This is a genomic window from Mesorhizobium sp. f-mel (assembly GCF_053850215.1).
This window is the reverse complement of the sequence record NZ_JBSPTO010000001.1, coordinates 756,722-782,467: the sequence shown is the minus strand read 5'-3', so window position 1 is coordinate 782,467 and position 25,746 is coordinate 756,722. Positions and strand designations below refer to the sequence as shown.

26 protein-coding genes are annotated in these 25,746 nt (G+C 62.2%); 10 read left to right on the top strand and 16 right to left on the bottom strand.

Annotation, left to right across the window (positions count from 1 at the left end):
* The first annotated feature begins 104 nt into the window (after positions 1-104).
* From ACWUKX_RS03620 to ACWUKX_RS03585, 8 genes are all read left to right on the top strand, one after another.
* Positions 105-911, top strand: a complete 807-nt coding sequence (locus ACWUKX_RS03620; protein ID WP_287350495.1) for a protein-disulfide reductase DsbD domain-containing protein — start codon at positions 105-107, stop codon at positions 909-911.
* Between the two features lie 120 nt (positions 912-1,031).
* On the top strand, positions 1,032-1,514 hold the full coding sequence (locus tag ACWUKX_RS03615; protein ID WP_456003913.1) for a redoxin family protein: 483 nt from the start codon (positions 1,032-1,034) through the stop codon (positions 1,512-1,514).
* Positions 1,515-2,076: 562 nt separating this feature from the next.
* Positions 2,077-3,297, top strand: a complete 1,221-nt coding sequence (locus ACWUKX_RS03610) for a sedoheptulose 7-phosphate cyclase (RefSeq protein ID WP_456003911.1) — start codon at positions 2,077-2,079, stop codon at positions 3,295-3,297.
* A gap of 234 nt (positions 3,298-3,531) precedes the next feature.
* The gene (locus tag ACWUKX_RS03605; protein WP_456003909.1) at positions 3,532-3,849 is read left to right on the top strand and encodes a DegT/DnrJ/EryC1/StrS family aminotransferase; all 318 of its coding nucleotides are present in this window, start codon (positions 3,532-3,534) and stop codon (positions 3,847-3,849) included.
* The gene (locus tag ACWUKX_RS03600; protein WP_456003907.1) at positions 3,849-5,078 is read left to right on the top strand and encodes a family 4 glycosyl hydrolase; all 1,230 of its coding nucleotides are present in this window, start codon (positions 3,849-3,851) and stop codon (positions 5,076-5,078) included. The genes ACWUKX_RS03605 and ACWUKX_RS03600 overlap by 1 nt, the downstream gene beginning before the upstream one ends.
* Positions 5,075-6,151, top strand: a complete 1,077-nt coding sequence (locus ACWUKX_RS03595; protein ID WP_456003904.1) for an ROK family protein — start codon at positions 5,075-5,077, stop codon at positions 6,149-6,151. Before ACWUKX_RS03600 ends, ACWUKX_RS03595 begins: the two co-directional genes overlap by 4 nt.
* Positions 6,138-7,202 carry an alcohol dehydrogenase catalytic domain-containing protein gene (locus tag ACWUKX_RS03590; RefSeq protein WP_456003901.1) on the top strand — a complete coding sequence of 355 codons (1,065 nt, stop codon included), beginning with the start codon at positions 6,138-6,140 and terminating at the stop codon, positions 7,200-7,202. Before ACWUKX_RS03595 ends, ACWUKX_RS03590 begins: the two co-directional genes overlap by 14 nt.
* On the top strand, positions 7,199-9,196 hold the full coding sequence (locus tag ACWUKX_RS03585; RefSeq protein WP_456003898.1) for a sugar phosphate isomerase/epimerase family protein: 1,998 nt from the start codon (positions 7,199-7,201) through the stop codon (positions 9,194-9,196). The genes ACWUKX_RS03590 and ACWUKX_RS03585 overlap by 4 nt, the downstream gene beginning before the upstream one ends.
* Positions 9,197-9,224: 28 nt before the next feature.
* Here the strand turns inward: ACWUKX_RS03585 and ACWUKX_RS03580 are convergent, their stop codons facing one another.
* Genes ACWUKX_RS03580 through ACWUKX_RS03560 form a run of 5 tightly spaced genes read right to left on the bottom strand, consistent with a single transcriptional unit; the run spans position 9,225 to position 14,065 of the window.
* Positions 9,225-10,223: an NAD-dependent epimerase/dehydratase family protein gene (locus ACWUKX_RS03580; RefSeq protein ID WP_456003895.1), complete on the bottom strand. Its 999-nt coding sequence runs from the start codon at positions 10,221-10,223 to the stop codon at positions 9,225-9,227.
* Positions 10,220-11,098 (bottom strand): NAD-dependent epimerase/dehydratase family protein, encoded by an 879-nt coding sequence (locus ACWUKX_RS03575; protein WP_456003892.1) that lies wholly within the window; start codon positions 11,096-11,098, stop codon positions 10,220-10,222. The genes ACWUKX_RS03580 and ACWUKX_RS03575 overlap by 4 nt, the downstream gene beginning before the upstream one ends.
* Positions 11,095-12,012: a sugar phosphate nucleotidyltransferase gene (locus tag ACWUKX_RS03570; RefSeq protein WP_456003889.1), complete on the bottom strand. Its 918-nt coding sequence runs from the start codon at positions 12,010-12,012 to the stop codon at positions 11,095-11,097. Before ACWUKX_RS03570 ends, ACWUKX_RS03575 begins: the two co-directional genes overlap by 4 nt.
* The gene (locus ACWUKX_RS03565) at positions 12,009-13,202 is read right to left on the bottom strand and encodes a glycosyltransferase (protein WP_456003885.1); all 1,194 of its coding nucleotides are present in this window, start codon (positions 13,200-13,202) and stop codon (positions 12,009-12,011) included. The genes ACWUKX_RS03570 and ACWUKX_RS03565 overlap by 4 nt, the downstream gene beginning before the upstream one ends.
* On the bottom strand, positions 13,202-14,065 hold the full coding sequence (locus tag ACWUKX_RS03560) for a class I SAM-dependent methyltransferase (RefSeq protein ID WP_456003882.1): 864 nt from the start codon (positions 14,063-14,065) through the stop codon (positions 13,202-13,204). The genes ACWUKX_RS03565 and ACWUKX_RS03560 overlap by 1 nt, the downstream gene beginning before the upstream one ends.
* 909 nt (positions 14,066-14,974) lie before the next feature.
* Between ACWUKX_RS03560 and ACWUKX_RS03555 the strand changes: the two genes are divergently transcribed.
* Positions 14,975-15,454, top strand: coding sequence for a DUF2938 domain-containing protein (locus ACWUKX_RS03555; RefSeq protein ID WP_456004105.1), 480 nt, complete (start codon positions 14,975-14,977; stop codon positions 15,452-15,454).
* Between the two features lie 15 nt (positions 15,455-15,469).
* Here the strand turns inward: ACWUKX_RS03555 and rnhA are convergent, their stop codons facing one another.
* From rnhA to coxB, 11 genes are all read right to left on the bottom strand, one after another.
* Entirely contained in the window at positions 15,470-16,003 is a 534-nt protein-coding gene (rnhA, locus tag ACWUKX_RS03550; protein ID WP_456003879.1) for a ribonuclease HI, read from the bottom strand.
* Positions 16,000-16,962 (bottom strand): homoserine kinase, encoded by a 963-nt coding sequence (locus tag ACWUKX_RS03545; protein WP_456003876.1) that lies wholly within the window; start codon positions 16,960-16,962, stop codon positions 16,000-16,002. The genes rnhA and ACWUKX_RS03545 overlap by 4 nt, the downstream gene beginning before the upstream one ends.
* A 7-nt stretch (positions 16,963-16,969) precedes the next feature.
* Positions 16,970-17,980, bottom strand: coding sequence for a 4-hydroxy-3-methylbut-2-enyl diphosphate reductase (gene ispH, locus ACWUKX_RS03540; RefSeq protein ID WP_456003873.1), 1,011 nt, complete (start codon positions 17,978-17,980; stop codon positions 16,970-16,972).
* Positions 17,981-18,130: 150 nt separating this feature from the next.
* On the bottom strand, positions 18,131-18,931 hold the full coding sequence (locus ACWUKX_RS03535; protein WP_456003869.1) for an SURF1 family protein: 801 nt from the start codon (positions 18,929-18,931) through the stop codon (positions 18,131-18,133).
* On the bottom strand, positions 18,928-19,314 hold the full coding sequence (locus ACWUKX_RS03530; RefSeq protein ID WP_456003866.1) for a DUF983 domain-containing protein: 387 nt from the start codon (positions 19,312-19,314) through the stop codon (positions 18,928-18,930). Before ACWUKX_RS03530 ends, ACWUKX_RS03535 begins: the two co-directional genes overlap by 4 nt.
* 82 nt (positions 19,315-19,396) lie before the next feature.
* Positions 19,397-20,278 carry a cytochrome c oxidase subunit 3 gene (locus tag ACWUKX_RS03525; protein WP_029355624.1) on the bottom strand — a complete coding sequence of 294 codons (882 nt, stop codon included), beginning with the start codon at positions 20,276-20,278 and terminating at the stop codon, positions 19,397-19,399.
* A gap of 1 nt (position 20,279) precedes the next feature.
* Positions 20,280-20,921 (bottom strand): cytochrome c oxidase assembly protein, encoded by a 642-nt coding sequence (locus tag ACWUKX_RS03520; protein ID WP_456003863.1) that lies wholly within the window; start codon positions 20,919-20,921, stop codon positions 20,280-20,282.
* A gap of 8 nt (positions 20,922-20,929) precedes the next feature.
* On the bottom strand, positions 20,930-21,091 hold the full coding sequence (locus ACWUKX_RS03515; protein WP_077381685.1) for a hypothetical protein: 162 nt from the start codon (positions 21,089-21,091) through the stop codon (positions 20,930-20,932).
* A 2-nt stretch (positions 21,092-21,093) separates the two neighbouring features.
* On the bottom strand, positions 21,094-22,032 hold the full coding sequence (locus ACWUKX_RS03510; RefSeq protein ID WP_456003860.1) for a heme o synthase: 939 nt from the start codon (positions 22,030-22,032) through the stop codon (positions 21,094-21,096).
* Positions 22,033-22,109: 77 nt separating this feature from the next.
* The gene (gene ctaD / locus ACWUKX_RS03505; RefSeq protein ID WP_456003857.1) at positions 22,110-23,762 is read right to left on the bottom strand and encodes a cytochrome c oxidase subunit I; all 1,653 of its coding nucleotides are present in this window, start codon (positions 23,760-23,762) and stop codon (positions 22,110-22,112) included.
* A gap of 37 nt (positions 23,763-23,799) precedes the next feature.
* Entirely contained in the window at positions 23,800-24,684 is an 885-nt protein-coding gene (gene coxB, locus ACWUKX_RS03500) for a cytochrome c oxidase subunit II (protein ID WP_029355617.1), read from the bottom strand.
* A 374-nt stretch (positions 24,685-25,058) separates the two neighbouring features.
* Here coxB and ACWUKX_RS03495 point away from each other — a divergent pair, with 374 nt between their 5' ends.
* A complete protein-coding gene (locus tag ACWUKX_RS03495; protein WP_456003854.1) occupies positions 25,059-25,643 on the top strand; it encodes an invasion associated locus B family protein in 585 nt (194 codons plus the stop codon).
* Positions 25,644-25,746: the final 103 nt, after the last annotated feature.

Here is a 25,746-nt window from a genome sequence, read left to right as displayed (position 1 = left end):
GTGCCCGAGGTCACGCAAAAGCTGTGCCCGAGGTCACGCAAATATGATTACAGCGACGCCATGAAGTCATTGCGCAGCCATGAACGGACGGTCAAATCAGCGCCATGCAAAGCTTGAAAGTCCTGCTGCTCAGCGCCGCTGTTGGATGTGGAACCGGCCTCCCTGCCGCAGCCTCCTCGTCGACCTGGTACAATAGCGAAGGCGGAAGAGTGCGGCTTGTGACCAGCGGCAAGCCCGACGAAGCCGGGCGCATCCATGGCGTCCTCGATATTGCGCTCAAGCCTGGCTGGAAAACCTACTGGCGCGATCCGGGCGACGCGGGCGTGCCGCCGCAAATCGATATCTCGGCCAGCACCAACATTGCCAACGCGACGTTTTCGTTTCCGCCGCCCCAGCGCCACGACGACGGCTACGGCAAATGGGCCGGCTACGACCATCCGGTTTCGCTGCCGGTGACATTCACGCTGTCGGCGCCGAACGAGCCGGCCGTCATCGATGCCGATATCTTTCTCGGCATTTGCGAGACGATCTGCATCCCGCTGCAGACGAAGCTGACCATCGATCCGGGCTCCGATCCGGACAATGCCGAAGACGCCGCTTTGGTGAAGGCGGCCCTTGCAACGCTGCCTGCGCCCGCAAGACCCGATTTCGGCGTCAATATCCTGCCGGGCGACCGCGAGACACTGATTGTCGAGGCGAGCTTTCCGGGCAGTCCCGAAGCGGCGGATTTCTTCGTCGCCGGTGAGCGGGATTACATGTTCGGCGTGCCGGCCCGCAGCGAAAAGGATGGCAAGCTGGTGTTTGCCGTGCCGATCCTCGACAGGCCGACGACGACACCGACGGATGGCGGACTTTACTACACGCTGACAACCGCGGCCGGCGCCGTCGAAGGCCTGCTGCCGTTTCCTTGATCCCGAGCAAAGGATGTTCAGGGCGAACATCCTTGCCCCAGCCTCCCCGACGGTTGCGGGGAACGGCTGAATTCGCTATCGCAAGGACACTTCCCTTCCATCTCTCAAGTGAGGACCTCGATGATGATTGCCGTTGGCGACAAGCTGCCCCAAGCGACCTTCAAGACGATGACTGCCGACGGCGCAAAAGCGATCACGACGGCCGAGATCTTCTCGGGAAAGAAGGTGGTGATGTTCGCCGTTCCCGGCGCTTTCACGCCGACCTGCTCCAACAATCATCTGCCGGGCTATCTGGACAATTACGACGCCATCCTGGCGCGCGGCGTCGACACCATCGCCGTCGTCGCGGTCAATGATGTTCACGTGATGGGCGCCTGGGCCCGCTTCAGCGGCGGTGAAGGCAAGATCCTCTATCTTGCCGATGGCAATGGCGATTTCGTCAGGTCGATCGGCCTTGACGCCGATCTTTCCGGCGGCGGCATGGGGCTGCGCTCGAAGCGGTTTTCGATGATCGTCGACGACGGCAAGGTCACCGCGCTCAATGTCGAGACAAAGCCTGGTGTCGATGAGTCCGGGGCGGCTTATATTCTCGGACAGCTTTAGGTTTCCGCTCTCGCTCCAGTTCGCGATTTGCAACCCACACGCCATGCCGACACAGCCAGCAACACAGTCCCAGCATCCCGATAGCGCCCAATCATTTTCAAGCCTTGAACTTGGATGGCGACGGCGGTGAGAACGAGGAGCACAATCAGCTTTGCCCTGTGGTCCGGCCAAGCAAAATATCCGATGACCACCAGTGCGGCAAACACAGCGGCACGATGAATTTGTCGTAACCAAGGGTCGTGGCGATGCCAAACATCTGCAAAAGCCACCAGAGCGAAAGGGTTAGCAGGAGAACGACAATCAGCGTGGCGAGAAAAGCGGTCCTCGCTGTAATGCTATGTCGTCCTTTATGCGGCTAAGTTTATCAGTCTTTCATTGAGAAGCTCAAACCCCGGCCGTATTTGCCAGTTGTAAGGTTCACTTACAATGAACCGGCGCATCGGCCGAACAGATGAAGCCGAATAATTTTATACACAGTATATGGTAGAGAATGCGGAACGACTTTTGCTGGGATGCTCTCAAGCATGCCGGGGGGTGTTCTGCCCGAACATCGGGCTCAATCATGTGGATACCCACCCAAGAGCAGCTTTCCCTCCGGTCTTCCCGTGACCACATTTTCAATGTCGCTATGTTTGAGGGTCTCCACTCGGCGGATTTCTGCGAGTGGGTCGAAGCCCACACCCGCAATCGGACTGTGCTGGTGGTCACCACCCCTACTGTCGAGAGGCTCTATGGCGACGAGATCCGCGCAGCCTTCGCATGCGTCGGTTTGAAGCCGTCCTGGCTGGTGTTGAACTGCACCGAGCGGACAAAGACTATGAAATCCGTGTTGACCGTTTGCCGCGCAGCGTCCGATGCCGAGATCGATCGTCGGGGTGCGCTGGTGGCGATCGGGGGTGGTGTCTGCTCAGATATCGTTACGCTGGCGGCCTCGATGCTACGCCGGAGTTTGTCTCACCTTCGCATCCCCACTACCTTGGTTGGGCAGGTCGATGCCGGAATCGGCCTAAAGGGGGGCGTCAATTTCGGAGATGCCAAGAACTATCTAGGTTGTTTCCACCCGGCGGATGCTGTCGCCGTGATCCCGCCATTGCTCAAGACCCTGGGCGTCGATACGGTCAGGCAGGGGCTGGCCGAGATGATCAAGGTCGCCTGTACTTCCGACATAGAGCTCTTCCGGATGATCGAAGAGGCTCGAGGAGGTATGCTGCAGTCCTGGATCCTCAACGGCAACTCGTTGGCTCGCGAGCCCATCCAACGGGCCATCGCCGCCATGCTGGAAGAGCTTTCGAAGAATCCCTTCGAGGTTGCATCCTACGAGAGGGCGGTAGATCTGGGTCACACGATCGCCCACCCGCTTGAAGCTTCGACCCATTACGAGCTCCACCACGGCTTTGCCGTCTCGATCGACCTCGCTTTTTCCAGCGTTGTCGGTTGGCACCTCGGTTGGCTCAGGAAGGAAACGGCCCTGCGCATAGTGGATCTGCTGGTATCGGTTGGCTTGCCGGTCTGGCACGAGCATCTGAACGAAGACTTGGTCTCGAGATCGTTCCGGGCCGCCGCCAAGCATCGAGGCGGCAATATTAACATGGTGGTGCCGATCGACCTTGGCCGCTATCGCTTCCTCAAGCAGGAAGATCAGTGTCCACCAGGACTGATACGCGAGGTTTTGACCTATCTGCGCGCTCGGGACCTGCAGGAAGGTATCTCCTACAGCGGTTCGGCTCACTATGGGAGGGAACTCTCTGTCGAGGGACACGCTCCTGCTGAGCGGTTTGGTTGACGAGGATCGAAGTACCATTCTCGACGCGTCCGCGATGGCGCGCGGTTACGAGGATCTTGCGGCCGGACTGACGGCATTGGGCCGGAAGTTTCAGTTGAGCCGGTGCCGCCAGGCGATGTTCCGGCCTAACGTTGCGAGCTTGCGGCCGCCGATTTCGAGAAATTCTTCTGCTGCGGTAGCGCGACAAATTGTGCAAGGGAGGAGGGCAGCCGTGATTTCGCCAATCACCCCTCGATGTCGAGCGATACAGGCGTCTGCGCGCTCGTGGCGGACATGATCGGGCTCGTTTCCGGCTCACCGAGCGAGATTCGCACGCCTCAACGCGATGCGCCCCTGCCCTATCTTATTTCCCACCGCAGTGAGGCCACTGTCCGGTACCCGACGCCTATTCATCTCCAGCCCGCCTTCGTCGACCCCGGACTTGAAGCTGGGCGGTTCCCGGTCGCTGAGGCACTTGCCGGCGACCCACCAACGCTGCCGATTCGGCCGTGCGTGCCCGAGGAGGAGATCGCCTACGTCACTGCGATTATCGGCTCGTTCTGGACGTCCTGATGACGCGGGTCTGCGTCCTCGGCGGTAGTTCGCCCTTCACGGTGGCGCTGGTCGATGCGATTGAGGGGAGCAAGGCGTTGAGCCATCGGCTGGGGGAATGGGTGTTAGTCCTCCAAGGGCGCAACGTGCAAAACCTCGATGCGGTTGCAGATTATGCCCGGCACCGGCTGAGGGCATTCGGAACCTCGGTCATATCCACGACGGACCTCGATGCGGCCCTGGTCGATGCCGAGATTGTGATTGTCCAGACGCGCTTCGGCGGGCTTGAGGCGAGGGCCGATGACGAACTTTTCGCACGCGAGCTGGGATGCTTCGCTGACGAAACATTGGGGCCCTGCGGCCTGCTATCTGCCTTCCGTCAAATGCGCCCGGTAGACGATCTCGCGACCCGCATGAAGGCAATCTGTCCCGGTGCCTTCATCGTGAACATGATTAACCCGCTGAGCCTGACGACGGCCATGATGCTCCGCCGCGGCTTGACTGCAGTCGGCATCTGCGAGCTCCCCCTCGCCACACTCCAGGCTTTCGCAAGGGCGCTACGCATCGATCCGACCGAACTTTACTGGAGCTACGAGGGCCTCAATCACAGAGGCTTCATCCCCATCGCCAAGACCAGTGACGGGGAGGATCTCCTGCAGCGTGTCCTCCGATTGGCCCCAGATACCGCAACGCAGAAGTACCGGGACGATATTCTTCGCCTTGGCGCAATTCCCACGAAATACTTCGCTGTTTTCGACGGCCGGTCTCCGCACGACAAGGGTAGGGCGGCCGCGCTAATATCTCTCCGGGATGCGATTGCCGAGGATCTTATCGCTGATCCTACACGATGGCCGGCGCGAATAGCAGAGCGCGATATGCCTTGGTATGCGCAAGCTGTCGTACCGCTCGTCGCCGCTCGCGTCGGAGCGCAGGGCTACGATGCCACCATAAATGTCGCGGTGAATGGATCTCTCGTTCACGAGAGGCGCGCCCGCATCCTCGGTGATCGCATCGATATTCTTGAACCCGCACCAGCGAACGGTCTATTCCGCGACTGGCTCGCGGCGTTCGAGCATCACGAACGATTGTGCCTCGCTGCGCTTGCCGATCCTACACCGCACACGATTGGTGCAGCGCTCGAAGCCGATCGAATTACGACTTCCGACAAAGTCCGCACTGCAGCTACGCGAATTTTCCGGTTTTGGCGTGATGTTGCCAGCAATCCGCCCACCGTGCGGGGCCACCAATGATCAATAAGAAAATTGCTGTCTTTGATATAGGCGGCACGCATTTTCGTTCGGCCCTGTGGACAAATGGAAGGCTTGGTCCAGTGACGCGACGACGTGCGATCAACTACCTTAATACGGCCCACCACAGTCCCGTCGAACTTCAGGAGGCGTTGGCTGACTATTTGGTGGCCGAGACAAAGCGCCTCCAGTTGGAGAGCGGAACCGCGGTAAGGCATGCCGGCATCTCACTTGGAGCACCTGTGAACGCTCGTAATGGTCGTGTGCTGCAATCTGGCCCACTTTGGGGTCCGAAGTCGGGACCCTTCGAACTCCAGGGCGCGTTGATACGCCGCCAGTTGGACACACGCTGGACGATTGCGAACGACGTGACCGCTGGACTGGCATCCTACATACAGACCTGCGATCCGGGAAAGCACTCGCGTATCTTGTTCGTTACCGTGAGCACCGGAATCGGGTCGAGGCTCTACGACTTCGCGCGTGGCGGCGTGCCGGTCGATCCCTTACACGGGATCCAGGGCGAAATTGGCCATATCAAAGCAGAAGCTTTCTTCCAGGGCACACGTCTCAAGTATACCTGCGACTGCGGGGGATCCGGCCATCTGAACGCCTATTCGTCCGGACGAGGCGTGTTGAAATTGCTGCGCGAGTTGCCGTCTCGTTCGCCGGACGCGCTAGCAGTCTCGACGATGGCCGCAGCACGCGACGGGGACGACGATGCCATACTCGCGGAGTTCTCGCGTGGAGTGGCGGCTGCTGATGCCCTCGCCTTAGAAGTCCTCGCTACGATCACGCGACCGCTAGCACTTATTTTCGCGGCGCTCCTAACGCACGATCCACTACTTGATTCAATTGTTCTCACTGGCGGTGTCGTGGATGCCCTCGAACCTGCCTATTCGGCCAGCCTTGATCGGCAATTCCGGGATCACGGATTATTCCAGATCACTGAAAGCGATCCGTCCTATTTTGCCCGCCGGCTCCATATTTTCGCGACGGGGGATCTGTCTGGACTCATCGGCGCTGGCCATCTCGCCGAAATGGCGGATGAGGGACGAAGCATCCATGTTTTCCAGTGATCGGATCGGCTTGACCGGATCGAAGTCGCACCTCGCTCTGGTACGGCCGCCGGGCATGGGCTCCCCAAGACTGGAGCAGGTCGGGGCACCCGTGGTGCTACCGGGCGACCTTGTGTGCCGGACCCTCATTGTCGGTGTCTGCGGGACTGATCTCCAGATTCTGCGCGGCGTGCGTGACGATCCAGCCCGGATCCTTGGCCATGAGGGCGTCGCTGTTGTCGAAGAAGTGGCTGCGAAAGCGGACCAGCGCTGGCTAGGTACGACGATTGCTGTGAATCCAACGCCAGACTGGGGCACCGCTGAACTCGGCCATACTCTCGATGGGATGATGCAGCAGCGCTTCCTCGTGCCTGCTCGGTTGCGGTCGTTGGTCGTTTCGTCGCCCGCAGAACTGGCTGCCGATCTCGCTATTCTCGCTGAGCCGCTCGCATCCGTCCTAACGTGCGGAGGCATTCTCGAGCGGGTCGCCGAATCGACCCGTGTATTGGTGGTGGGACGAGGTACGATCGGCCAACTGCTTCGTCTTGCGCTCAGAACTGCCTGCGCGTCGGTTCGGGACGTAGTAGTCATAGGAACGAAAGAGAAGGCCGCTATTGAGTACGGGAAATTCGACACTGTGATCCTATGTTCCTCGCGGCAGGATGTAGCGGCCGCACTCAGTATCGGACTCAACGCTTTGTGCGACGGTGGCATCCTCCATCTCTTCGGAGGTCTCCCATCTGAGGGTCGAGACCCGCGTCTGCCCGGGGTCAATCTCAGCGAAGTCCGCGCGCGAAATACCGGCGGACGTGTCGGTTGGCCGGTTGCCGAGCAGTGCCAAACAACTATCGGCCACAAGCGGATCTCGATCACGGGGCACCGCGGTTCTTCCAACGCGATGCTGACCCGGGCAATGCTCGACCTCAGCGCTCGCCCCGATATCTATCGGCCGCTTCTTACGATCGTGACAGATCCGGAGGAAGCTGTCCGTACATTACGCGACGCCGTCGGCTATCCGCCGCTTAGATCTTGGACCAAGCTTGGGATCGACTTACGGAGGTGGCGAACTTGAAGGAACGTTCGTTGACGAGCAACGCGCATTTGACTGTCGAGCAAAGTATCTATCGACCACAAATCGGGATCGCGCTGTGGAAGGTAGGGGACCGGGGTCTGACCGGCTTTGAAACCGCCGGCGCCGCGGGTCTCGATCACGTTCACGTCGACTTGGGTGGGCCTAACCGCGGTCCCGATCTCACAGATATCGGAGTACTGGCGGCGTTCGACACAACGTCACGCCGTTTCGCGCTTCCGATCACCGCCCTTGCAGTAAATCGGCTCAACGATCTTGGCCTGACTGCGCCAAAGGGTAGCGAGGAAGCGTTGGAGGTCCGGCGAATTATCTTGCACGCGATTAGAGTGGCAGACCGTCTGCGGGTACCTAGGATCATCATTCCGGGCTTTCGCCAGAGCCTCGTTCGGACGCCCGAGGACGTAGCTAAAACAGCTGAAGTGCTGCGTTTCGCACTTGGCCCCGCCCAAGCCGTGGGGATTACTTTGGCATATGAAAGCGGGCTTGACTCCGAAAGAACACTCCAAATTCTTCAAGCAGTTGGCCAGCCAGGCGTCTGCGTACAGTTTGACACGGGAAATCCTGCTATATACGGGCATTCTGCAGCCTCCATTTGGGCGCGGCTTGCTGACGTCGCCTCGCTGGACGTCCACCTTAAGGATGCTTTGGGGGTGTCGGTCGAAGGGAATGTGCCGCTGGGCGACGGTGTAGCCGAGCTAGCGCTTACGTTTGTTGCCTTCGCGCGCCAACCGAGGCCTACATCCTTCACACTCGAGGGCGATTACAGCGAAGATTCTGGACCTCGCATTAGTCGCGACCTCGCCCGACTGAAGATACTCATTAGGAAGTCGATGTTGTCGGGCGACCTGGATTGCCCCGATGGTGTTGGCTGCAAAGGTGAAAGCGGTGTCCCAGGACCAAAGGCACATCTCTGCTTCAATGGATCGATAGAGGGGGACTGTATAATGAAATCTGCCATTGCGAATGCCTACAGGCTTATCGCAGCGTGCTTCGCCACGCTGATCGTCGCCGAGCCGGCCGTTGCGGCGCAGAACATCGAGCCGAAACATGGCGCCACGCCAACAAGGTCACGACCACAGCTCAAACGTCTTAGTTCTTTGATTTCTTTCGGCGGCTCAATGATTGCCGGGATGAGCATCCTGTTCGTATCAGCCCTGCTCATTCTATTGATTGGCCAACCGAAACTGTCGGCAGAGGAGAATGGCATAACCCTGCATTACACCTCTGGCGGCTCCGGCGCAGATATTGCCAAGGCAGGTTTTAACCTCGCTGACGTACAATATGTCGAGCAACTCAATGCGCTCCCTCCCGGGATGAAGGGGCTGATCTGGCTTGATGAGACCAGCGGCGTTACGCCGCGTTTCATCGCCAAGGTCAAACCGTTCATCGGCAACCCGAAGCTGTTCGGCTTTCGGCTCTGTGATGAGCCGGACATCACTGGCAAGTACCACTCCCCGGCAGTCAGCTCGGCAGCCCTTAAGGCAGAGGTCGACTGGATCAAGGCCAATGTGCCCGGGGCCGTGACGTTCGTCACGCTGATGGACATGGGGTCTTTTGAAGCCCCCCACTTCATGAACACCTTCAATCCCGCCAACACCGGGATCGATTTCTTCGGCCTCAATCCGTATCCGGTGCGCGGCAAGGTTTTCGATTTGGACTTCATCGACAGGACGGTCGAGGCGGCCGTTGCCGCTGGTATCCCGCTCAATAAGATCGTGCCTGTCTTCCAAGCCTTTGGCGGCGGCGCTTGGTCGACCCATACCGGCGGGTTCAGAGACGTCTATAAACTGCCGACACCGGACCAGGCAAACCAGATGTTCGTGCGCTGGGCCACCTACGCTCCCGATCCCGTGTTTGACTTTGCATACGCGTGGGGATCGCAGAACGGGGACACCAAGCTGGGCAGCACCAACCCAGAGGCACTAAGCCTTCGCGCGGCGTTCAAGGCACACAACACGGCGCAGCGTTCGCAGTAGGCCCCATACCCGAAGAACGCGTCCACCGTCACGCTTTGGTCTCCAGTTCGAGATAATAATGCATCACGTCGCCGAGGCTCTGCGGAAGATCGACACGGGGCTGCCAGCCGAGCCCGCGCAGCCGGCTGACATCGACCACCTGCCGCGCGATATCCACTGCCCGCCCCGGCAATGACGTCAGTGATGGATCGGCAATCCCAGCCGCGGCGACGAGCAGATCGTAGACGGTGGCGATCTGCGTCTCGCGCCCTGACGCCACGTTGTAGAAAACATCGCCGGCCCCGGCGAAGCCGATCGCGACCAGCGCATCGGCCACGTCGCGCACGTCGATGAAGTCGCGCCATGCGGTCAGCGGACCGAGGGTGATGCCATTACGGCGGCCCGCCCTTAGCTCAGTGAGTTGGCTGGCGATGCGGCCGGCGACATGGCGCTCCTCCTGGCCCGGACCGACGACGTTGAAGATGCGCGCCACGCGTCCGTCGATCCTTCCCGCGCGCGTTGCGATCCGCACGATGTCCTCGCTGGTGCGCTTGGTTGCGGCGTATAGGTCGATCGGCTCGGTCGCGCCAATTTCAACCAACGGCAGGCCCCCACCGCCGAGTTCGCCATAGATTGAGCCCGAGGATCCCAGCACCAGCACTGCGCCGTGCGCCGCCAGCGCATCGCAGAGATGGCGCGTGGCGACGATGTTGTTGGTAACCAGCCGTTCGAACGGTTCGTCGCGCAACGATCCGGCAAGATGGAAGACGATGTCCGGCGCAGTTTCCGCGATCAACCGCACCGCTGCCGCCGCATCCGACAGGTCGGTGGCGACATAAGCATAATTCGGCCCGTCGGACACCAGAGCATCTGGCAGCGGCGCGGCGCGCTCGGCACCGCCGGGATGGATGTAGTGCGTGAAGCGTGTCGCATTGCCCGGCGAACGTCCGACGCCGACCACCCGGCAATCGCCACGATCGCACAAAGCGCGCACCAGATAGCGTCCGATGAACCCTTGCGCGCCAGTGACCAGTATCGTCTGCGTCACGCCATCCCACCCAGGCAATCGCGCACGCCATCGACCAGCGCAACCTCCGCCCGCCAGCCAAGCGTCTCGCGCGCCAGCGACACGTCGGCGACGAGATGCGCGATGTCGAGCCCGCGCGATCGGTCGCCCTGCCCCTCGACGATCAGCGCGTCAGGCCCGCCGCCGATCCTCGCGAAGGCGGCGGCGAGCGCGGCGACGTCGGTCCCGGTGCCGGAGGCCATGTTGAGCGTCAGGAGGCCAGGTTCGTCGCGCGCGGCGGCCATCAGCAATCCCCGCGCCAGATCGTCGACATGCAGGTAATCGCGCACCGTATCGGCCGAGAAGACGCGCATCGGCTGTCGCAGGCGCGCCTGTGCCGCCAGCCGGCCGACCAGCCCGTTCGCGCGCATCCCCGGGCCGTAGACCGAGAAGGGCCGAACAATGATTGCCGACTCCAGCGCCCCTCGCCGCACCGCACCCGAGACGAGTTGCTCTGCCGCCGCCTTTGCCGCGCCATAAGGCGAGAGCGGCAAGAGCGGCGCGTTCTCCGATACGCGCGCGGTGTCCGGGCGACCATAGACCTCGGCCGACGACACATGGACGAGGCGCCGCACGCCAATCCGCTCGGCGGCGGCGAGCAACGTCGCCGTGCCCAGCACATGTACGCGGGCGAATGCCGCCGGCGCGTCGAACGACGCCGCGACGGCACTGGGCCCGGCAAGATGAACGACCGTGTCAACGCCGGCGAACAGTGCTTCCAGCGCCGGCTGGTCACAAATGTCGATCGCCCCCGCTTCCCCATCGATCGGGCCGGCATGCGCCACGCACGCATCCGCGCCGATCCGGCGCAGCACCGCCCGGCCGATAAAGCCGTTTGCACCGGTGATACCGATCACGCCCCCTGCCCCCGTGCGGCGAGGCGGCGGCGCACCGGCCCCGGCAACTCATCGCCACTGAGCGTACCCGCCGCGCCGACATGGACCCGCAGCACCCCGGCTTCCGTCATCGCGTCGCAAACATAACCTACATTGCCGCCCGCGACCCGGATTTCGCGCGCCACCTCCCCCGGCCACCACGCTTCGAAAGCGGCATCTCTCAAGAGCAAAGCTTCGGCGGCGGCCAGCTTGGCGGCGTCGTTGACGTCGATCCATGAAGCCTGATGGCGATAAAGCCGCACCGCCGCGCCACCGGCCATCAACCGATTGGCGGCATCGACCAGGCCGAGCGGCGTGCCCTGCGGCAGGCTGCTCAAAGCGGCAGCGGTCACCACCGCCAGCCCGCTGCCGACCAGGATCGGATAGACCGGCTTCTCGCGATAGGCGGTAAGCAGATCAGGCTCTTCCGCGTCCACCTCAAGCGCGCCATAGGGCATGTGGAACGGCTCGTCATGCGCCGCCAGCGTCATCGCCGCGCCGGACGCACGGTGCGCGGCGGCCAGCGCCGCCAGATCGAGCGTGGTGAGATTGTCGGCATACACCACCATCACATCGCCGGCGTCGTTCGAAAGCATCGTCGCGGCGCCGAAATTGCCCAGCGGTACCTCCTCGATCAACGGCGCGACCGCCACGCCGATGCCGGCGGCGCGCGCGGCGAAATCAGCGAACCTGTCCGCCTCACGTGCTGCATCGGCGCGGGTCAGCGCGACGAAGATGCGCCGGCATCCACCGCGCGCCATCATCCAGATGTTGCGCTCGAGCAGGCTGACCCCGCCGACCTCGACCAGCGGCTTGCGTCCGACTATGCCGGAGCGCGCCATGCGCTCGCCCTGCCCGCCGGCCATGATCAGACCGGTCCATGCGTGATCGCTCATAGCGGCGTCTCGACGCCAGTGCGGCGCATCGCTGCCAGCGTCGTCTCCACCATGTGCTGCCGCGTGAAGCCGGACAGGAATCGGGCATGAGCAGCGGTCCGCAGCCGCTCGGCAAGGCCGGGTTCGCGGATCATCCGCTCCAGCGCATCGGCCAGCGGTGCCGGCGCGTGCGGCGGCACGACCAGTCCTTCGATTTCGGGTCGCAGGAAATCGCGTACCCCGACATTGTCGCACGCGACGATCGGGCACCCCGAGGACGCGGATTCGAGCAAGGCGGTCTGCAATCCCTCGCGATACCAGGATGGGATGCAGGCGATGTCCGCCCCGGCATACAGGGCGGTGATGCTCGGCTGGTACCCGATGAACGCCACATCGGGATAGGATCGCGCCCGCGCCAGTTCCGCTTCCGTCAGCGCGTCGGCGCGGCCGCTCATCGGGTTCGAGGTGAACACCATGCGGTGCGCCACGCCCCGTTCGGACAGGATGCCCGACGCGGCGGCCGCGTCCAGCACGCCCTTGTCGCGCAACAGCCGCCCGGGAACGAGTATCGTCGGCCGTGCGCCGACCGCGCGCGCTTGCTTATAGGGGAAATCCTCCGGCATGACGCCGCAGCCGCCGGTGACGATCACGCGCTCCGATGCGACGCCGGTGCGCCTGATCAGTTCGGCCTTGTCCTCGTGATTGTGGACGATGACGATCGCGCGCCGGCTAGCGAAGACGAAGCGATAGACAATACAGATCAGCCGCGTCGTCAGGCTGTCGCGCTGCGACACTGAGAAGCACGCGCCCAGTCCGGTGACCAGATAGGTGGCATGCCGGTTGCTGAGCCGGACCCACGGCCCGGCGAGCATGATCGATAGCGCCGACCACAGGATGAACACACTGCCCGGGCTGAACAGCGCCGCGCGCGCCGCCATCAAGCTGGCGCGCGCCAGCCGCAAGAGGCTCGGCCGCCCCCGATTGCGCGAAAACGGCATGGTCCGCGTCGCGACGCCTGGCGCCAGCGCGTCCCGTGCGGCATCGATCGCCGGCCTTGAATCCCAGCCGGCGGTAGCAAGTCCGTTGTCGTCCGGCGACCACACTTCCACGGCGTGTCCCGCCTCGGCCAACGCCGTGCTGACATGGTTGAAATCGGAAATCCAGCGCGGCAGCGCGGTGACGACGACGATGATGCGGCGTAGCTTGCGCATCACGCGCTGTCGGTCTTGTGCCGTGCGGCGACGAACGCGGTCTGCGGGCCGCCCATCGGGAGCCACCGGCCTATCCCGTAGCGCAGGAACATGTGCAGCCGGTAGTAAGGCGCGGCCGCCCAGCCCTGCGCGAGAGGGGCGTGGCTGTCCGGTGCCGCTGCGACGCGCCGGCTGCCCAGCACCGTACTGAGCGCGGTCGACAGCCCGACCGGATAGCGCCGCATCGCGATCAGCTTCAGCCCGGCTGCGTCCAGCAACCGCTCGATCGCCGGCGCATCGAAGAACCACATATGCGTCGGCATGTTCGGCCGCCCGGCAAGCCGCTGCCAGAAGGGCGACAGATTGGAAAACAGCCCGACCTCGAAGCAGACCGTGCCGCCCGGCGCCACCTTCGCCGCGATCGTCCTCAACGCCGCGACCGGATCGGGGAAGTGGCTCAGCAGATCGGCATGGAAGCTGGTGTCGTAGCGCCCCTTGGGCAGACGGCTGTCCTCGATCAGCGCCCGCTCGACCGTGATGCCCAGGGCGCGTTCGACGCGCCCGGCGCATTCGTCGGACGGCTCCACTGCCTCAACCGTGAAACCGGCCCGGATCGCCGCCGCGGTGAACTCGCCGCCACCGCAGCCTATCTCAAGCAGCCGTCCACGCCTCGTGAATGCCTTCACCCAACTGACCCGCGCACGCGCCGGCGCGGAATAATAGATGCGGTGGTGATGATCGACCGTCGCGTCCACCGGATGGGCCGGCAGTGGATCGATATAAATGACCCCGCACGCGCACTGCCGTCCGCTATACTCGCCTTCGCGCATCACCACCGGACCGGCATTGGTCCGGCAGATGGGACAGGCGCCCGATCGTTGCACGTTTCTTCCCTCCAAACCGCCAACATCATACACGCAGCGGGACGCTTCCCTGACATCTATCTGGATGATGCCGCCGTCTAAAGGCGTCTTTATAGGCGGCGTTCAGACGAGCCCGATCCGCGCTGGATCAGAGTTCATCGGCAGGCTTGCCGATCTAGGCTGCTGCCTTGGCAAGATTAGTGGCAGCAGCCACAATTAATGGTGAGCCCGGAGAGACTGACCGCGCCTGTCGGGCAACCTCCCCCAAACGGCGCCCGCCATTATGGCCGTCCGCCAGCGAGCCTCTGTGTCCAGCCTGCGAGTGTCAGCCTGCACGCGATGCCGGCCCAGTCGGCAACCCAGTCGATTAGATCCCGACCGCGCCCTATCAGTTGTGCGCCTTGAAGAACCTCAATCGCCAGGCCCGAAAAAGCGAGGAGAACAATCAGCGTTGCATTGTATTCCGTCGAGCCGAGTCTACCGAGGGCCGCCAAAACGGCGAACGCGGCGGCGTGAATGAGCTTTCCGTGATGAAACCTGAAGGTCACGCCCAAATCCGACAACAGCCATTCCGGCAAAGAGGGCGAACAGGAGAACGCCGGCCAACGTGGCCAGAAAAGCAACCCTTGCCGCGATCGGATATGAGTCTACCCGCAACAAAATAGAGTCAGTCCTTCATCCGAAGTTCGCAGGGCCATCGCCGGCCCGGCACTCGATCATGGCTGCTGATTTTTCAATCTTCGCCCGCGCAGCGAACCTGCGCATCGGCCGAACAGATGAAACGCCTGCGCCTCTGGCCGAGAGGCCGGCCGTCCGGGGCCAATCCGACGCGCTTTAACTCTTTGTTTTTATGCATGTCGTTATCCCAAAACCGGCGCGCACTTTTGGGCGACATGCATTAGGGATGCTTGCTTTTGGGGGACCTCAATGATGTTTGACCACTTCTGGCGCGCTGTGGCGATCGGCATCGGCGCCACGGCGCTCATGGACCTCTGGGCGATTTTCCTGAACATGGTATTTGCTCAGCCGCGGCCGAACTGGGGACTGGTTGGCCGCTGGGTCTGGCATCTCAGAGACGGCAAGGTATTCCACGACGATATCGGCGAGGCAGCACCATACGCGCATGAATCGGCGCTGGGCTGGGCCTTCCACTACTTTGTCGGCATCGTCTACGGCATCATTCTGGCCGTTTTGGCGGGAGCGGCGTGGCTGGCCGCGCCGACCTTCCTGCCGGCCTTCATCCTCGGCATCGTCACCGTGGGCGCCGGCTGGTTCCTGCTGGCGCCCGGCATGGGCGCCGGCTGGGCCGCATCAAAGCGCCCCAACCCGATGCAGATCCGCGCCCTCAACCTCGTGTCGCATACTATGTTCGCGCTCGGACTTTTCGGCACGGCGCTGCTGATCCGTTGAGGCGGACCAGACTGGTTAGTAGCTCTGGGTCGAGCGGCGCACTTTCTTGCCAGCCGGCTGCTTGGCTTGGGTGCTTTCCCTAGATGAAACGGGCGCGGGCCTGGCCGTCTTGTTCTTGAACGGCGCCATGCCGAGCCGCGCCAGCTCGTCGGCACGTTCGTTCTCCGGATGGCCGGCGTGGCCCTTGACCCAGTGCCAGACGACCTGATGGCGGTTGCGCGCCTCGTCGAGTGCCTGCCACAGCTCGGCATTCTTCACCGGTTGCCTGGCAGCGGTCTTCCAGCCGTTGCGCTTCCAGCCGTCGATCCAGCTGAAAATGCCGTCCTTGACATAGTTGCTGTCGGTATAAAGATCGACGGCACAAGGTTCTTTCAGCGCATTGAGCGCCGAGATGGCGGCCAAAAGTTCCATGCGGTTGTTGGTGGTCGCAGCCTCGCCGCCCGACAGTTCTTTCGTGACGGCGTTGAAGCGCAGGACCGCCCCCCAGCCGCCAGGCCCCGGATTGCCCGAACAGGCACCATCGGTGAAGATTTCAACGCGCTTGGTCATGTCAGCCCATATTCGGAAGGAGATCTGATCGCCCGGTGAAAACGCATCCGCCTGATATATTCGGTCGGATCGCGTTTCACGACCAGCCCGCCATTGGCAACGGTCAGCCAGTCGTAAAGCCGGGTCAGCATGAAGCGCAGCGCCGAGCCGCGTGCCAGGATAGGCAGCGCAGCTCTCTCCTCGCCGCTCAAGGGCCGCACGCTTTGGTAGCCGGCAAGTAGCGCCGTGCCCTTGGTCAGGTTGAAGGAAAAATCCTTCTCGAAGCACCAGGCATTGAGGCAGGTAGCGACATCGTAGGCGTAGAGATCGTTGCAGGCGAAATAGAAGTCGATCAGCCCGGACAGTTTTTCGCCGAGGAAGAAGACATTGTCCGGGAAAAGATCGGCATGGATGATGCCCTCCGGCAGGTCTTTGGGCCAGTTCCGCTCGAAATCGGCGAAGTCGGCATCGACCTCGGCCGCCAGTCCCGGCTCGACCTCGTCGGCGCGAAGGCGAGCGGCGCTCCACAGCTTGCGCCAGCCATCGATTGCAAGGGCATTCGGACGGGTCATCGGAAAGTCGGCGCCGGCAAGATGCAGTGCCGCCAGCGCCTTGCCGACCTCGCCGCAATGCGCTGATGTCGGCCGCCGCAGCGAAAGGCCTTCGAGGAAAGTGATGATGACCGCCGGCCGGCCGGCAAGCGTTCCGATGACGTTGCCATCATGCGCCGTCACCGGAAGCGGGCAAGAAATGCCCTTCCTGGCGAGATGGCCCATCAGGCCGAGGAAGAACGGCAGGTCGGCCTTGTCGACGCGCTTTTCGTAGAGCGTCAGGATGTAGGAGCCGCTGGTCGCGTGCAGCAGGAAATTCGAGTTCTCGGTGCCTTCGGCGATGCCCTTGTAGGACAGGAGATCGCCGACCGGATAGGCCTCCAGGAACGCGCCGAGCTCGCCTTCGTTGACGTCGGTGTAGACCGCCATGGGCTCTTCACGCGGCTCCGTTGACGAAGGCCATGTCGGCCGCCGTCAGTTCGACATCGCGCAGGACCCGCATCACCGGAAAATCCTCGGTCTCTGTCGCCGTCACCGCCAGCTCGATCGTCACGTTGAAGCGCTGCTGGAATGCATCGATGATCTCGTCGACGATGATTTCCGGCGCCGACGCGCCTGCCGACACACCGAGCGTCGAGATGCCGGCAATATCAGTCCACGGAATTTCGGAGGCGCGCTGCACGAGAAGCGACATCGAGGCGCCGGCGCGCTCGGCCACTTCGACGAGACGCCGCGAATTGGAGGAGTTGGGGGCGCCGACGATCAGGAAGAGATCGGAGCCCGCGGCGGTCTCCTTGACCGCTTCCTGGCGGTTGGTGGTGGCGTAGCAGATCGATTCCGCTGCCGCCGCATGCAAATCGGGAAAACGATCCTTAAGCACCCGAATGATGCCGGCGGTGTCCTCGACCGACAGCGTCGTCTGGGTGACGAAACCGAGCGCCTGCGCGTCTACGGGCACCAAATTCGCCGCGTCGGCTTCGGTCTCGATCAAGGTGACGGCGCCGTCCGGCAATTGTCCCATCGTGCCGATCACTTCCGGGTGGCCGGCATGGCCGATCAGAAGCACATGGCGGCCGAGCCGCTGGTGGCGCATCGCCTGCTTGTGGACCTTCGACACCAACGGGCAGGTGGCGTCGAGATAGAAGAGGTTGCGGGCCTGGGCGTCCGCCGGTACCGACTTCGGCACGCCATGCGCCGAAAAGACGACCGGGCTCTGGCGATGCTCCGCCGGTATCTCGGAGAGCTCCTCGATGAACACCGCACCGAGGCTTTGCAGCCCCTCGACGACGTAGCGATTGTGGACGATCTCGTGGCGGACGTAGACTGGCGCACCGTATTTCTTCAGTGCCAGCACGACGATCTGGATGGCGCGGTCGACGCCGGCGCAGAAGCCCCGCGGCTGGCAGAGCCTTATCGTCAGCGGTGGCTTTGTGGTCGTGTGAAGCATGATTACCGGCCGGTTGGTCGTAGCATGAACTCAAGTCTTGAACTCAAGGCGCGAAATGAGGTGCGCACCCGTGCCCTGTCAAGGGCGCCGGTGCCGATCATTAGAGCGACGTGCGTCCATTTGGACGCACAAAGTACGCTCTAACACTTTTTATCTACGCATCGTGCTTTCCGAAATCGATTCCGATTTTCGGGCCGATGCGTCTTTCGCCGGGCGGCGAAGCATGAAGATGAGGACGCCGGCAAGGGCAGCGGCAAGGCCGTACCAGGTTACGGCATATTGCAAATGGCTGTTCGGCAGGTCGATGATGGTAACGCCGCCGACCGGCAGCCCACCCGGGTTCGGCGTGGCGTCCGCGTCGATGAAGAACGGCACCAGCCCCGCGCCGGCCGGCAGACCGGCGCTGGCCGCCATGGCGTCGCGATCCTTCCAGTAGAAGATGTTCTTCTGCGGATCATTGTCGGGAAGCATCATCGAGGGCTTTGCCGGCAGCGGATTGCGGGCGAGCCCCGTCACCGTCACCTGGCCCGCACCCTGGCTTTGCGGGCGCTTGGTCGCGTCCTTGAGATCGTACGGTACGAAGCCGCGATTGATCAGAACAACGCGGCCGTCCTCCAGTTGCAAGGGCGTGAAGACATCGAAACCCGACTGGCCTTCCCAGGTCGCGAAGAAATGTCGCTCGCCTTGATGCAGGAAAGTGCCTGATACCGTCACAGGCGTGTAGTCGACGTCGCCGGTGGAGGTGAACCGCTTTTCGACCTCGGCCAAAGGCACAGGCGCAAAGTGCGTGCGCTGGTCGATAGTCTGAATAAGACTCTCTTTCCAGTAGAGGCGCTGCACCTGCCAGGTGCCTAGCCCAAGCAAAATGAAGAACAGCACGAGGCCTAGGCCAAGCAGCAATGCCGTCTTTGGTCGCGAAAGGCCTGCCACTGAACCGGATGTCGTGCTCATTCGCCGAGGTCCAGCCTGCCCTCCGCCGCCTTGTTGCGGTATTGCAGCGTCAAGAGCACACCCTTGATCAGCCTGAGCGCGCCCAGGCAAAGCACCAGCGTTAGCGGTATCCACACCATGAGATGCAGCCAGAGCGGCGGGTTCAGCGTCACCTCCATCCACAGCGCCAGCCCGACGACGATGAAGCCGATGATCAGGATGACGAACACCGCCGGCCCGTCGCCGGCATCGGCGTAGGAATAGTCGAGGCCGCAATTGGCGCAGCGTTTGCCGACCGTGAGGAAGCCGGAAAACAGCGGTCCCTTGCCACAACGCGGGCAGCGGCCGTGCAGGCCAGCCGAAATCGGATCGATTGGTGGCCAGATCGCCTTGTCGTCGCTCATTGCGATACCTTAGTGCCCTTCGCCCCAAAAGATAAGGCGGCCACGTCGCCGCAGCCGCCTCGTCGATTTCCTCAAGAAGATGTCAGTGGCCTTCAATGACCGCGCCGCTCGAGGCCCAGACATAGATCGACGCGAACAGGAACAACCAGACCACGTCGACGAAGTGCCAGTACCAGGCGGCCGCCTCGAAGCCGAAATGCTGCTTGGGCGTGAAATCGCCCTTCATCGCACGGACCAGGCAGACCAGCAGGAAGATCGTGCCGATGATGACATGGAAGCCGTGGAAGCCGGTCGCCATGAAGAAAGTGGCGCCGTAGATCGAATCCCTGAAGCCGAACGGGGCGTGAATGTACTCGTAAGCCTGCACCATGGTGAACAGCATGCCGAGACCGACGGTCAGCACCAGGCCGTTGATCAGCCCCTTGCGGTCGCCATGAATGAGCGCGTGGTGCGCCCAGGTCACCGTAGTGCCCGACAAAAGCAAGATGACGGTGTTGTAGAGCGGCAGGTGGAAGGGGTCGAGAACCTCGAGGCCCTTCGGCGGCCAGACACCGCCGGTGAAGGCGGCGCGGGCGTATTGCTGTGCCTCGCCTGGAAACAGGCTGGCGTCGAAGAAAGCCCAGAACCAGGCGACGAAGAACATCACCTCGGAAGCGATGAACATGATCATGCCGTAGCGCAGATGCAGCGACACGACACGCGTGTGGTGGCCTTCATGCGCTTCCTTGATGGTATCCGACCACCAGGCGTACATCGTGTAGATAACGATCAAAAGGCCGATGAAGAACAGCCACGGATTGGCGATATTGAAGCCGAAGATCGGGAAATCGCCGCCCTTGAGATACTGCATGTAACAGACGCCGCCGATCGCGGTGACCAGCGCGCCGACCGAGCCAAGGAACGGCCACGGGCTCGGGTCGACGAGATGGTAGTCATGTTGTGGTTTTGCGTGCGCGTCTGCCATATCAACCCCCGAGGCTTCGTTCGGTATGTGAAACTTTGTTGCTTGTGCCTTCGGCCGGCGCCGACGACGCGACCGGTTTGTTCTTCTCGTTCTTCTCGACCGGGAACATCGTGTAGGACAGGGTAATCGTCTTCAGGTCCTTCAGTTCCGGCGCATTGACGATGTCGGGATCTACATAGAACACGACCGGCATGTCCAGCGTCTCGCCAGGCTTCAACGTCGTGTCGGTAAAGCAGAAACACTCGACCTTGTTGAAGTAAGATCCCGCCAGTTCCGGCTGCACGTTGAAGGTCGCGCGGCCGGTAGTCGCCCGGACGAACTTGTTGGTCGCGCTATAATGCGCCTGCGCCGTCTCGCCTATCTTGATGGTGATCGAGCGGTCGACTGGCTCAAACTGCCATGGCACGCCGACTGTGTTGGCGTCGAAGCGGATGGTGATATCGCGATCGAGCACGCGGTCGGCATATTGCTGTGTTGCGCGTTTCACGGTGCCGCCGTAACCGGTCGCCTGGCAGAACATCTCGTAGAGCGGCACCGCAGCATAGGCCATGCCGATCATGCCGCCGAAAAAGGCGATGCAGACGCCGGCGACGATGCGGTTGGTGTTCCTCTTTTGAGGATGGGGCACTGTTTTGCGGTTCATCTTGAGCCTCACATCGTTCCGGTGAGGTTGTGACCGAACTTCACGACGGTCGCGATATAGAAGATGACGACAAGCACCGCCAGCGCCAGGCCGATGGCTACTGAACGGTTGCGCCGGGCCTTCTGCTGGCGCTCGGTCAGCGTGACGAGTTCAAGTTTCTTATCGGCCATGGTCATGCTCCGCCCATGGCGCGCGCGACAACGCAGTCGGCAAGGTAGATGGCGAAGATGGCGAAGAGGTAGAGCAGTGAGTAGCCGAACAATGCCTTGGCCGGCTTCATCACATGGTCGTCGTCCGCCATCTGCAGCACCTTCCACGCATACCAGACAAAGCCGGCACCGAGCAGCACCGCAAAGACCCCATAGGCGGGCGTGGTGAAACCGAGCGCCCATGGCAGCACGCCAACCGGCGCGAGGATCAGCGCGTAGGCAAAGATCTGGCGTCGGGTCGAAGCCTGGCCGGCGACATTCGGCATCATCGGGATGCCGGCCCTGGCATAGTCCTCGGACTTGAAGAGAGCGAGCGCCCAGAAATGCGGCGGCGTCCACAGGAAGATGATCAGGAACAGGACGACGCTTTCCAGGCTGACCGTTCCGGTCACCGCGGCCCAGCCGATCACCGGCGGAATGGCGCCGGCAGCACCGCCGATGACAATGTTCTGCGGCGTCCAGCGCTTCAGCCACATCGTGTAGACGACCGCATAGAAGAAGATGGTGAAGGCCAGCAGCGTCGCCGACAGCCAGTTGACAAGCACGCCGAGCGTCATCACCGACAGCACCGACAGCACCAGGCCGAAACTCAACGCCTCGCCGGGCCGGATGCGGCCGGCCGGCACAGGACGGCCGGCGGTCCTGGTCATCACCGCATCGATATCGGCGTCATACCACATGTTGAGCGCGCCGGACGCGCCAGCACCAATGGCAATAGCCAGGATGGCGATCACCGCCAGAAGCGGGTTGATGGTCACGGGGGCCGCGACCAAACCGACAAAGGCGGTGAACACCACCAGCGACATGACACGCGGCTTCAACAGGGCGAAGAAATCGCCCGCCGTTGCTTCCGACATGCGAAAGCCCGGTTCGTCAGTCAATGTGTCGTCGACAAGGGCCATGCGTACTTAAAGTCCATCATTCCGTTGGCCAAAACCGCCGGGCGGACCGGCGGTTCCGTATTCGCCCAGGCAGCCGCCTATTTGATCTTCGGCAGCTGTTCCCACTGGTGGAAGGGCGGCGGCGAAGGCAGCTGCCATTCGAGCGTCGTTGCACCCTCGCCCCATGGATTGGCGCCAGCTACCCGCTTCTTCTGGAACGCCTCGAACACGCCGTAGAGGAAGATGACCACGCCGACGGCGGAAATATACGAGCCGTAGGACGACACCATGTTCCAGCCGGCAAACGCATCCGGATAGTCGATGTAGCGGCGCGGCATGCCGGACAGGCCGAGGAAATGCTGCGGGAAGAAGACGAGGTTGACGCCGACGAAGGTGATCCAGAAGTGGGTGTTGGCGATGACAGGCGAATACATGTAGCCGGTCATCTTCGGGAACCAGTAGTACCAGCCGGCGAAGATGGCAAAGACCGCGCCCAGCGACAGCACATAATGGAAATGCGCGACCACGTAGTAGGTGTCATGCAGCGGGCGGTCGAGACCGGCATTGGCAAGCTGGACGCCGGTAACGCCGCCGACAGTGAACAGGAAGATGAAGCCAATCGCCCATAGCATCGGGGTTTTGAGCGAAATCGACCCGCCCCACATGGTGGCGATCCACGAGAATATCTTCACCCCGGTCGGCACCGCGATAACCATGGTGGCGAAGACGAAATAGCGCTGCGTGTCGAGCGACAGGCCGGTCGTGTACATGTGATGCGCCCAGACGATGAAGCCGACCGCACCGATCGCGACCATGGCATAGGCCATGCCGAGATAGCCGAAGATGGGCTTCTTCGAGAAAGTCGAGACGATGTGGCTGACGATGCCGAAGCCCGGCAGGATCAGGATGTAGACTTCCGGATGCCCGAAGAACCAGAACAGGTGCTGGAACAGGATCGGGTCGCCGCCGCCATCCGGCGCGAAGAACGTGGTGCCGAAGTTGCGATCGGTCAAAAGCATGGTGATGCCGCCGGCCAGAACCGGAAGCGACAACAGCAGCAGGAAAGCGGTGATCAGCACCGACCAGGCGAACAGCGGCATCTTGTGCAGCGTCATGCCAGGCGCGCGCATGTTGAAAATGGTGGTGATGAAATTGATGGCGCCGAGGATCGACGACGCGCCGGCGATGTGCAGCGACAGGATCGCAAGGTCCATCGCCGGTCCCGGCTGGCCCGACGTCGATAGCGGCGGATAGATCGTCCAGCCGCCGCCGACGCCGTAGGCGCCAGGCGCGCTCGGCACGAAGGCCGAGATGATCAGCAGGATGAAAGCCGGTGGCAGCAGCCAGAACGAGACGTTGTTCATGCGCGGGAAAGCCATGTCGGGCGCACCGATCATGATCGGCACCATCCAGTTGGCGAAACCGCCGATCAGCGCCGGCATGACCATGAAGAAGATCATGATCAGCGCATGCGCAGTGGTGAAGGCATTGTACATGCTCTTGCCGCCATCGAGCGCGGCGTCGGCATTCAAGCCGTAGACCATCTGCGCCAGGCCGGTGAAAATCTGGATTCCCGGCTCCTGCAGTTCCATGCGCATGACGACCGAAAGGGCACCGCCAACGCAGCCCGCCATGATCGCGAAGATCAGATAGAGCGTACCGATATCCTTGTGGTTGGTCGAATACACCCACCGGACCCAGCCATGATACGGCTTATGGTCGTGATCGTCGTGAGCTGCAGCGTCTGCCATGTTCGGCTCCGTTCCCTGATCTTTTCTGGTCCCGGCATCAGTTGCCGGCGGCCGCTACCTTGTCTTTGCTGTCGACCTCGGCCATCAGCGCCTTGTTGGCGCCGGGAAGGTCGGTGCCGGCTGCCGCCAGCCAGGTCTTGTACTGGGCGTCGGAGACGACGCGGATCGCGATCGGCATGAAGGCGTGGTCCTTGCCGCAGAGCTCCGAACACTGGCCGTAATAGAGGCCTTCCTTTTCCGCCTTGAACCAGACCTCGTTGATGCGACCCGGAACCGCGTCGGTCTTGATGCCGAAGGATGGCATGGCAAAGGCATGGATCACGTCCGCCGCCGTCACCAGCACCCGGGTCATGGTGTTGACCGGCACCACCATCTCGTTGTCGACGGCGAGCAGGCGCGGATAAACGCCGCGATCCTCCTTGCCAGCCGCCGCGCGGTCAGAATCCGCCAGGATCGCGGAGTTGAAGGAAAGCGTGTTTTCGGTCTGGTATTCGTAGTCCCAGTTCCACTGGTTGCCGGTCGCTTTAATGGTCAGCTTGGCTTCTTCCGGCGGTGTGTACTGCGCGGTCAGGAGCTGAAACGAAGGGATGGCGAGACAGAGCAGCACGACGACCGGCCCAACCGTCCAGATCACCTCGATCAGCGTGTTATGGCTGGTGCGCGACGGGATCGAGTTGACGCTGGCACGGAATTTCAAGATGCAATAGGCGATAAGAGCGAGCACGAAGAGGGTGATCGGCACGATGAACCATAGCGTGTAGTGCTCGAACCAGGCGATCTGCCGCATCATGTCGGTGGCGGCGGGCTGGAAGGTCATTTCCCACGGCGCAGGCTGGGCCGCATGGGCGGATGCGCCGGTGAACAATGTGGCGGCAGCCCAAGCGCTCGCTAGGAGTTTGGCGCCTGCTAGGAATTTTCTCATTGCCGTCATTATCTCCCAGTTCCTCGCGATCGGACCGCAAGAATATCGAACAACGCCGGGACGGGAATCCCGGACAGTCCCGAGGCTGGTTCAAACCATACTCTATTTGCCTCCGCAAGAAAGGAGCGGAGGAAACCGTGCGGCATTTTTGCGCGCAAGCGCGGCTGCGCATTTTGGCGGCGGCCGCGGCGGTGGCGGATCGCGGACGCCCGAGCGGCGGACTGTCCTGGCAAAATGCGCCGGGCTGTCGCAATTCGGGCGAATTTGGCACGGAAAAGCGCACAATTGCCTTGGTCGAGGCAGGCCGGCAGTGGTCTCATCCTTTACTTGCCCTTGGCGCGGCTTAAAGTGCCGTGATTCGCATTGGAGCCGTCATGAACTCTTGGCTTTGGGAACTTGGGCTTTCGAGACTTGGGCTTTCGAGAACCTTGGCGAACGTCATCTTTCTCGCCGCGGTGTCTAGCGTTGGCCTGTCTAGCGTTGGCCTGTCTGGCGTCGGCCTGTCCAGCCAGGCCAATGCTGCACAGCCAAGCGGCAAGGTGCGCTCGACGCATGGCGCGTGGTCGATCATCTGCGACACGCCGGCCGGCGCCACATCGGAACAATGCGTGATGATGCAGAACGTCGTCGCCGAGGACCGTCCAGAGATGGGGCTTTCCGTCGTCGTGCTGCGCACCGCCGACAACAAGGCTGAAATCCTGCGCGTGCTGGCGCCGCTCGGCGTGCTGCTGCCCAACGGGCTCGGCCTCAATGTCGATGGCAAGGACATCGGCCGGGCCTATTTCGTGCGCTGCTTCCAGGACGGCTGCTACGCCGAGGTCATTCTCGAAAAGCCGCTGCTCGACACGCTGAAGACCGGAACGTCAGCCACCTTCATTGTCTTCCAGACGCCGGAGGAAGGCATCGGCATCCCGGTCGAGCTCAAGGGTTTCGCCGACGGGTTCGCCGCCCTGCCTTGAGAACCGGTCAGAACCAAGATCCGAGAAAGCGATTGTGACTGGCCTTTGGCGAGACAATGGTCATCGTCGATTGTCTGGGCGCACGTTCGCGCCTACATCGTGA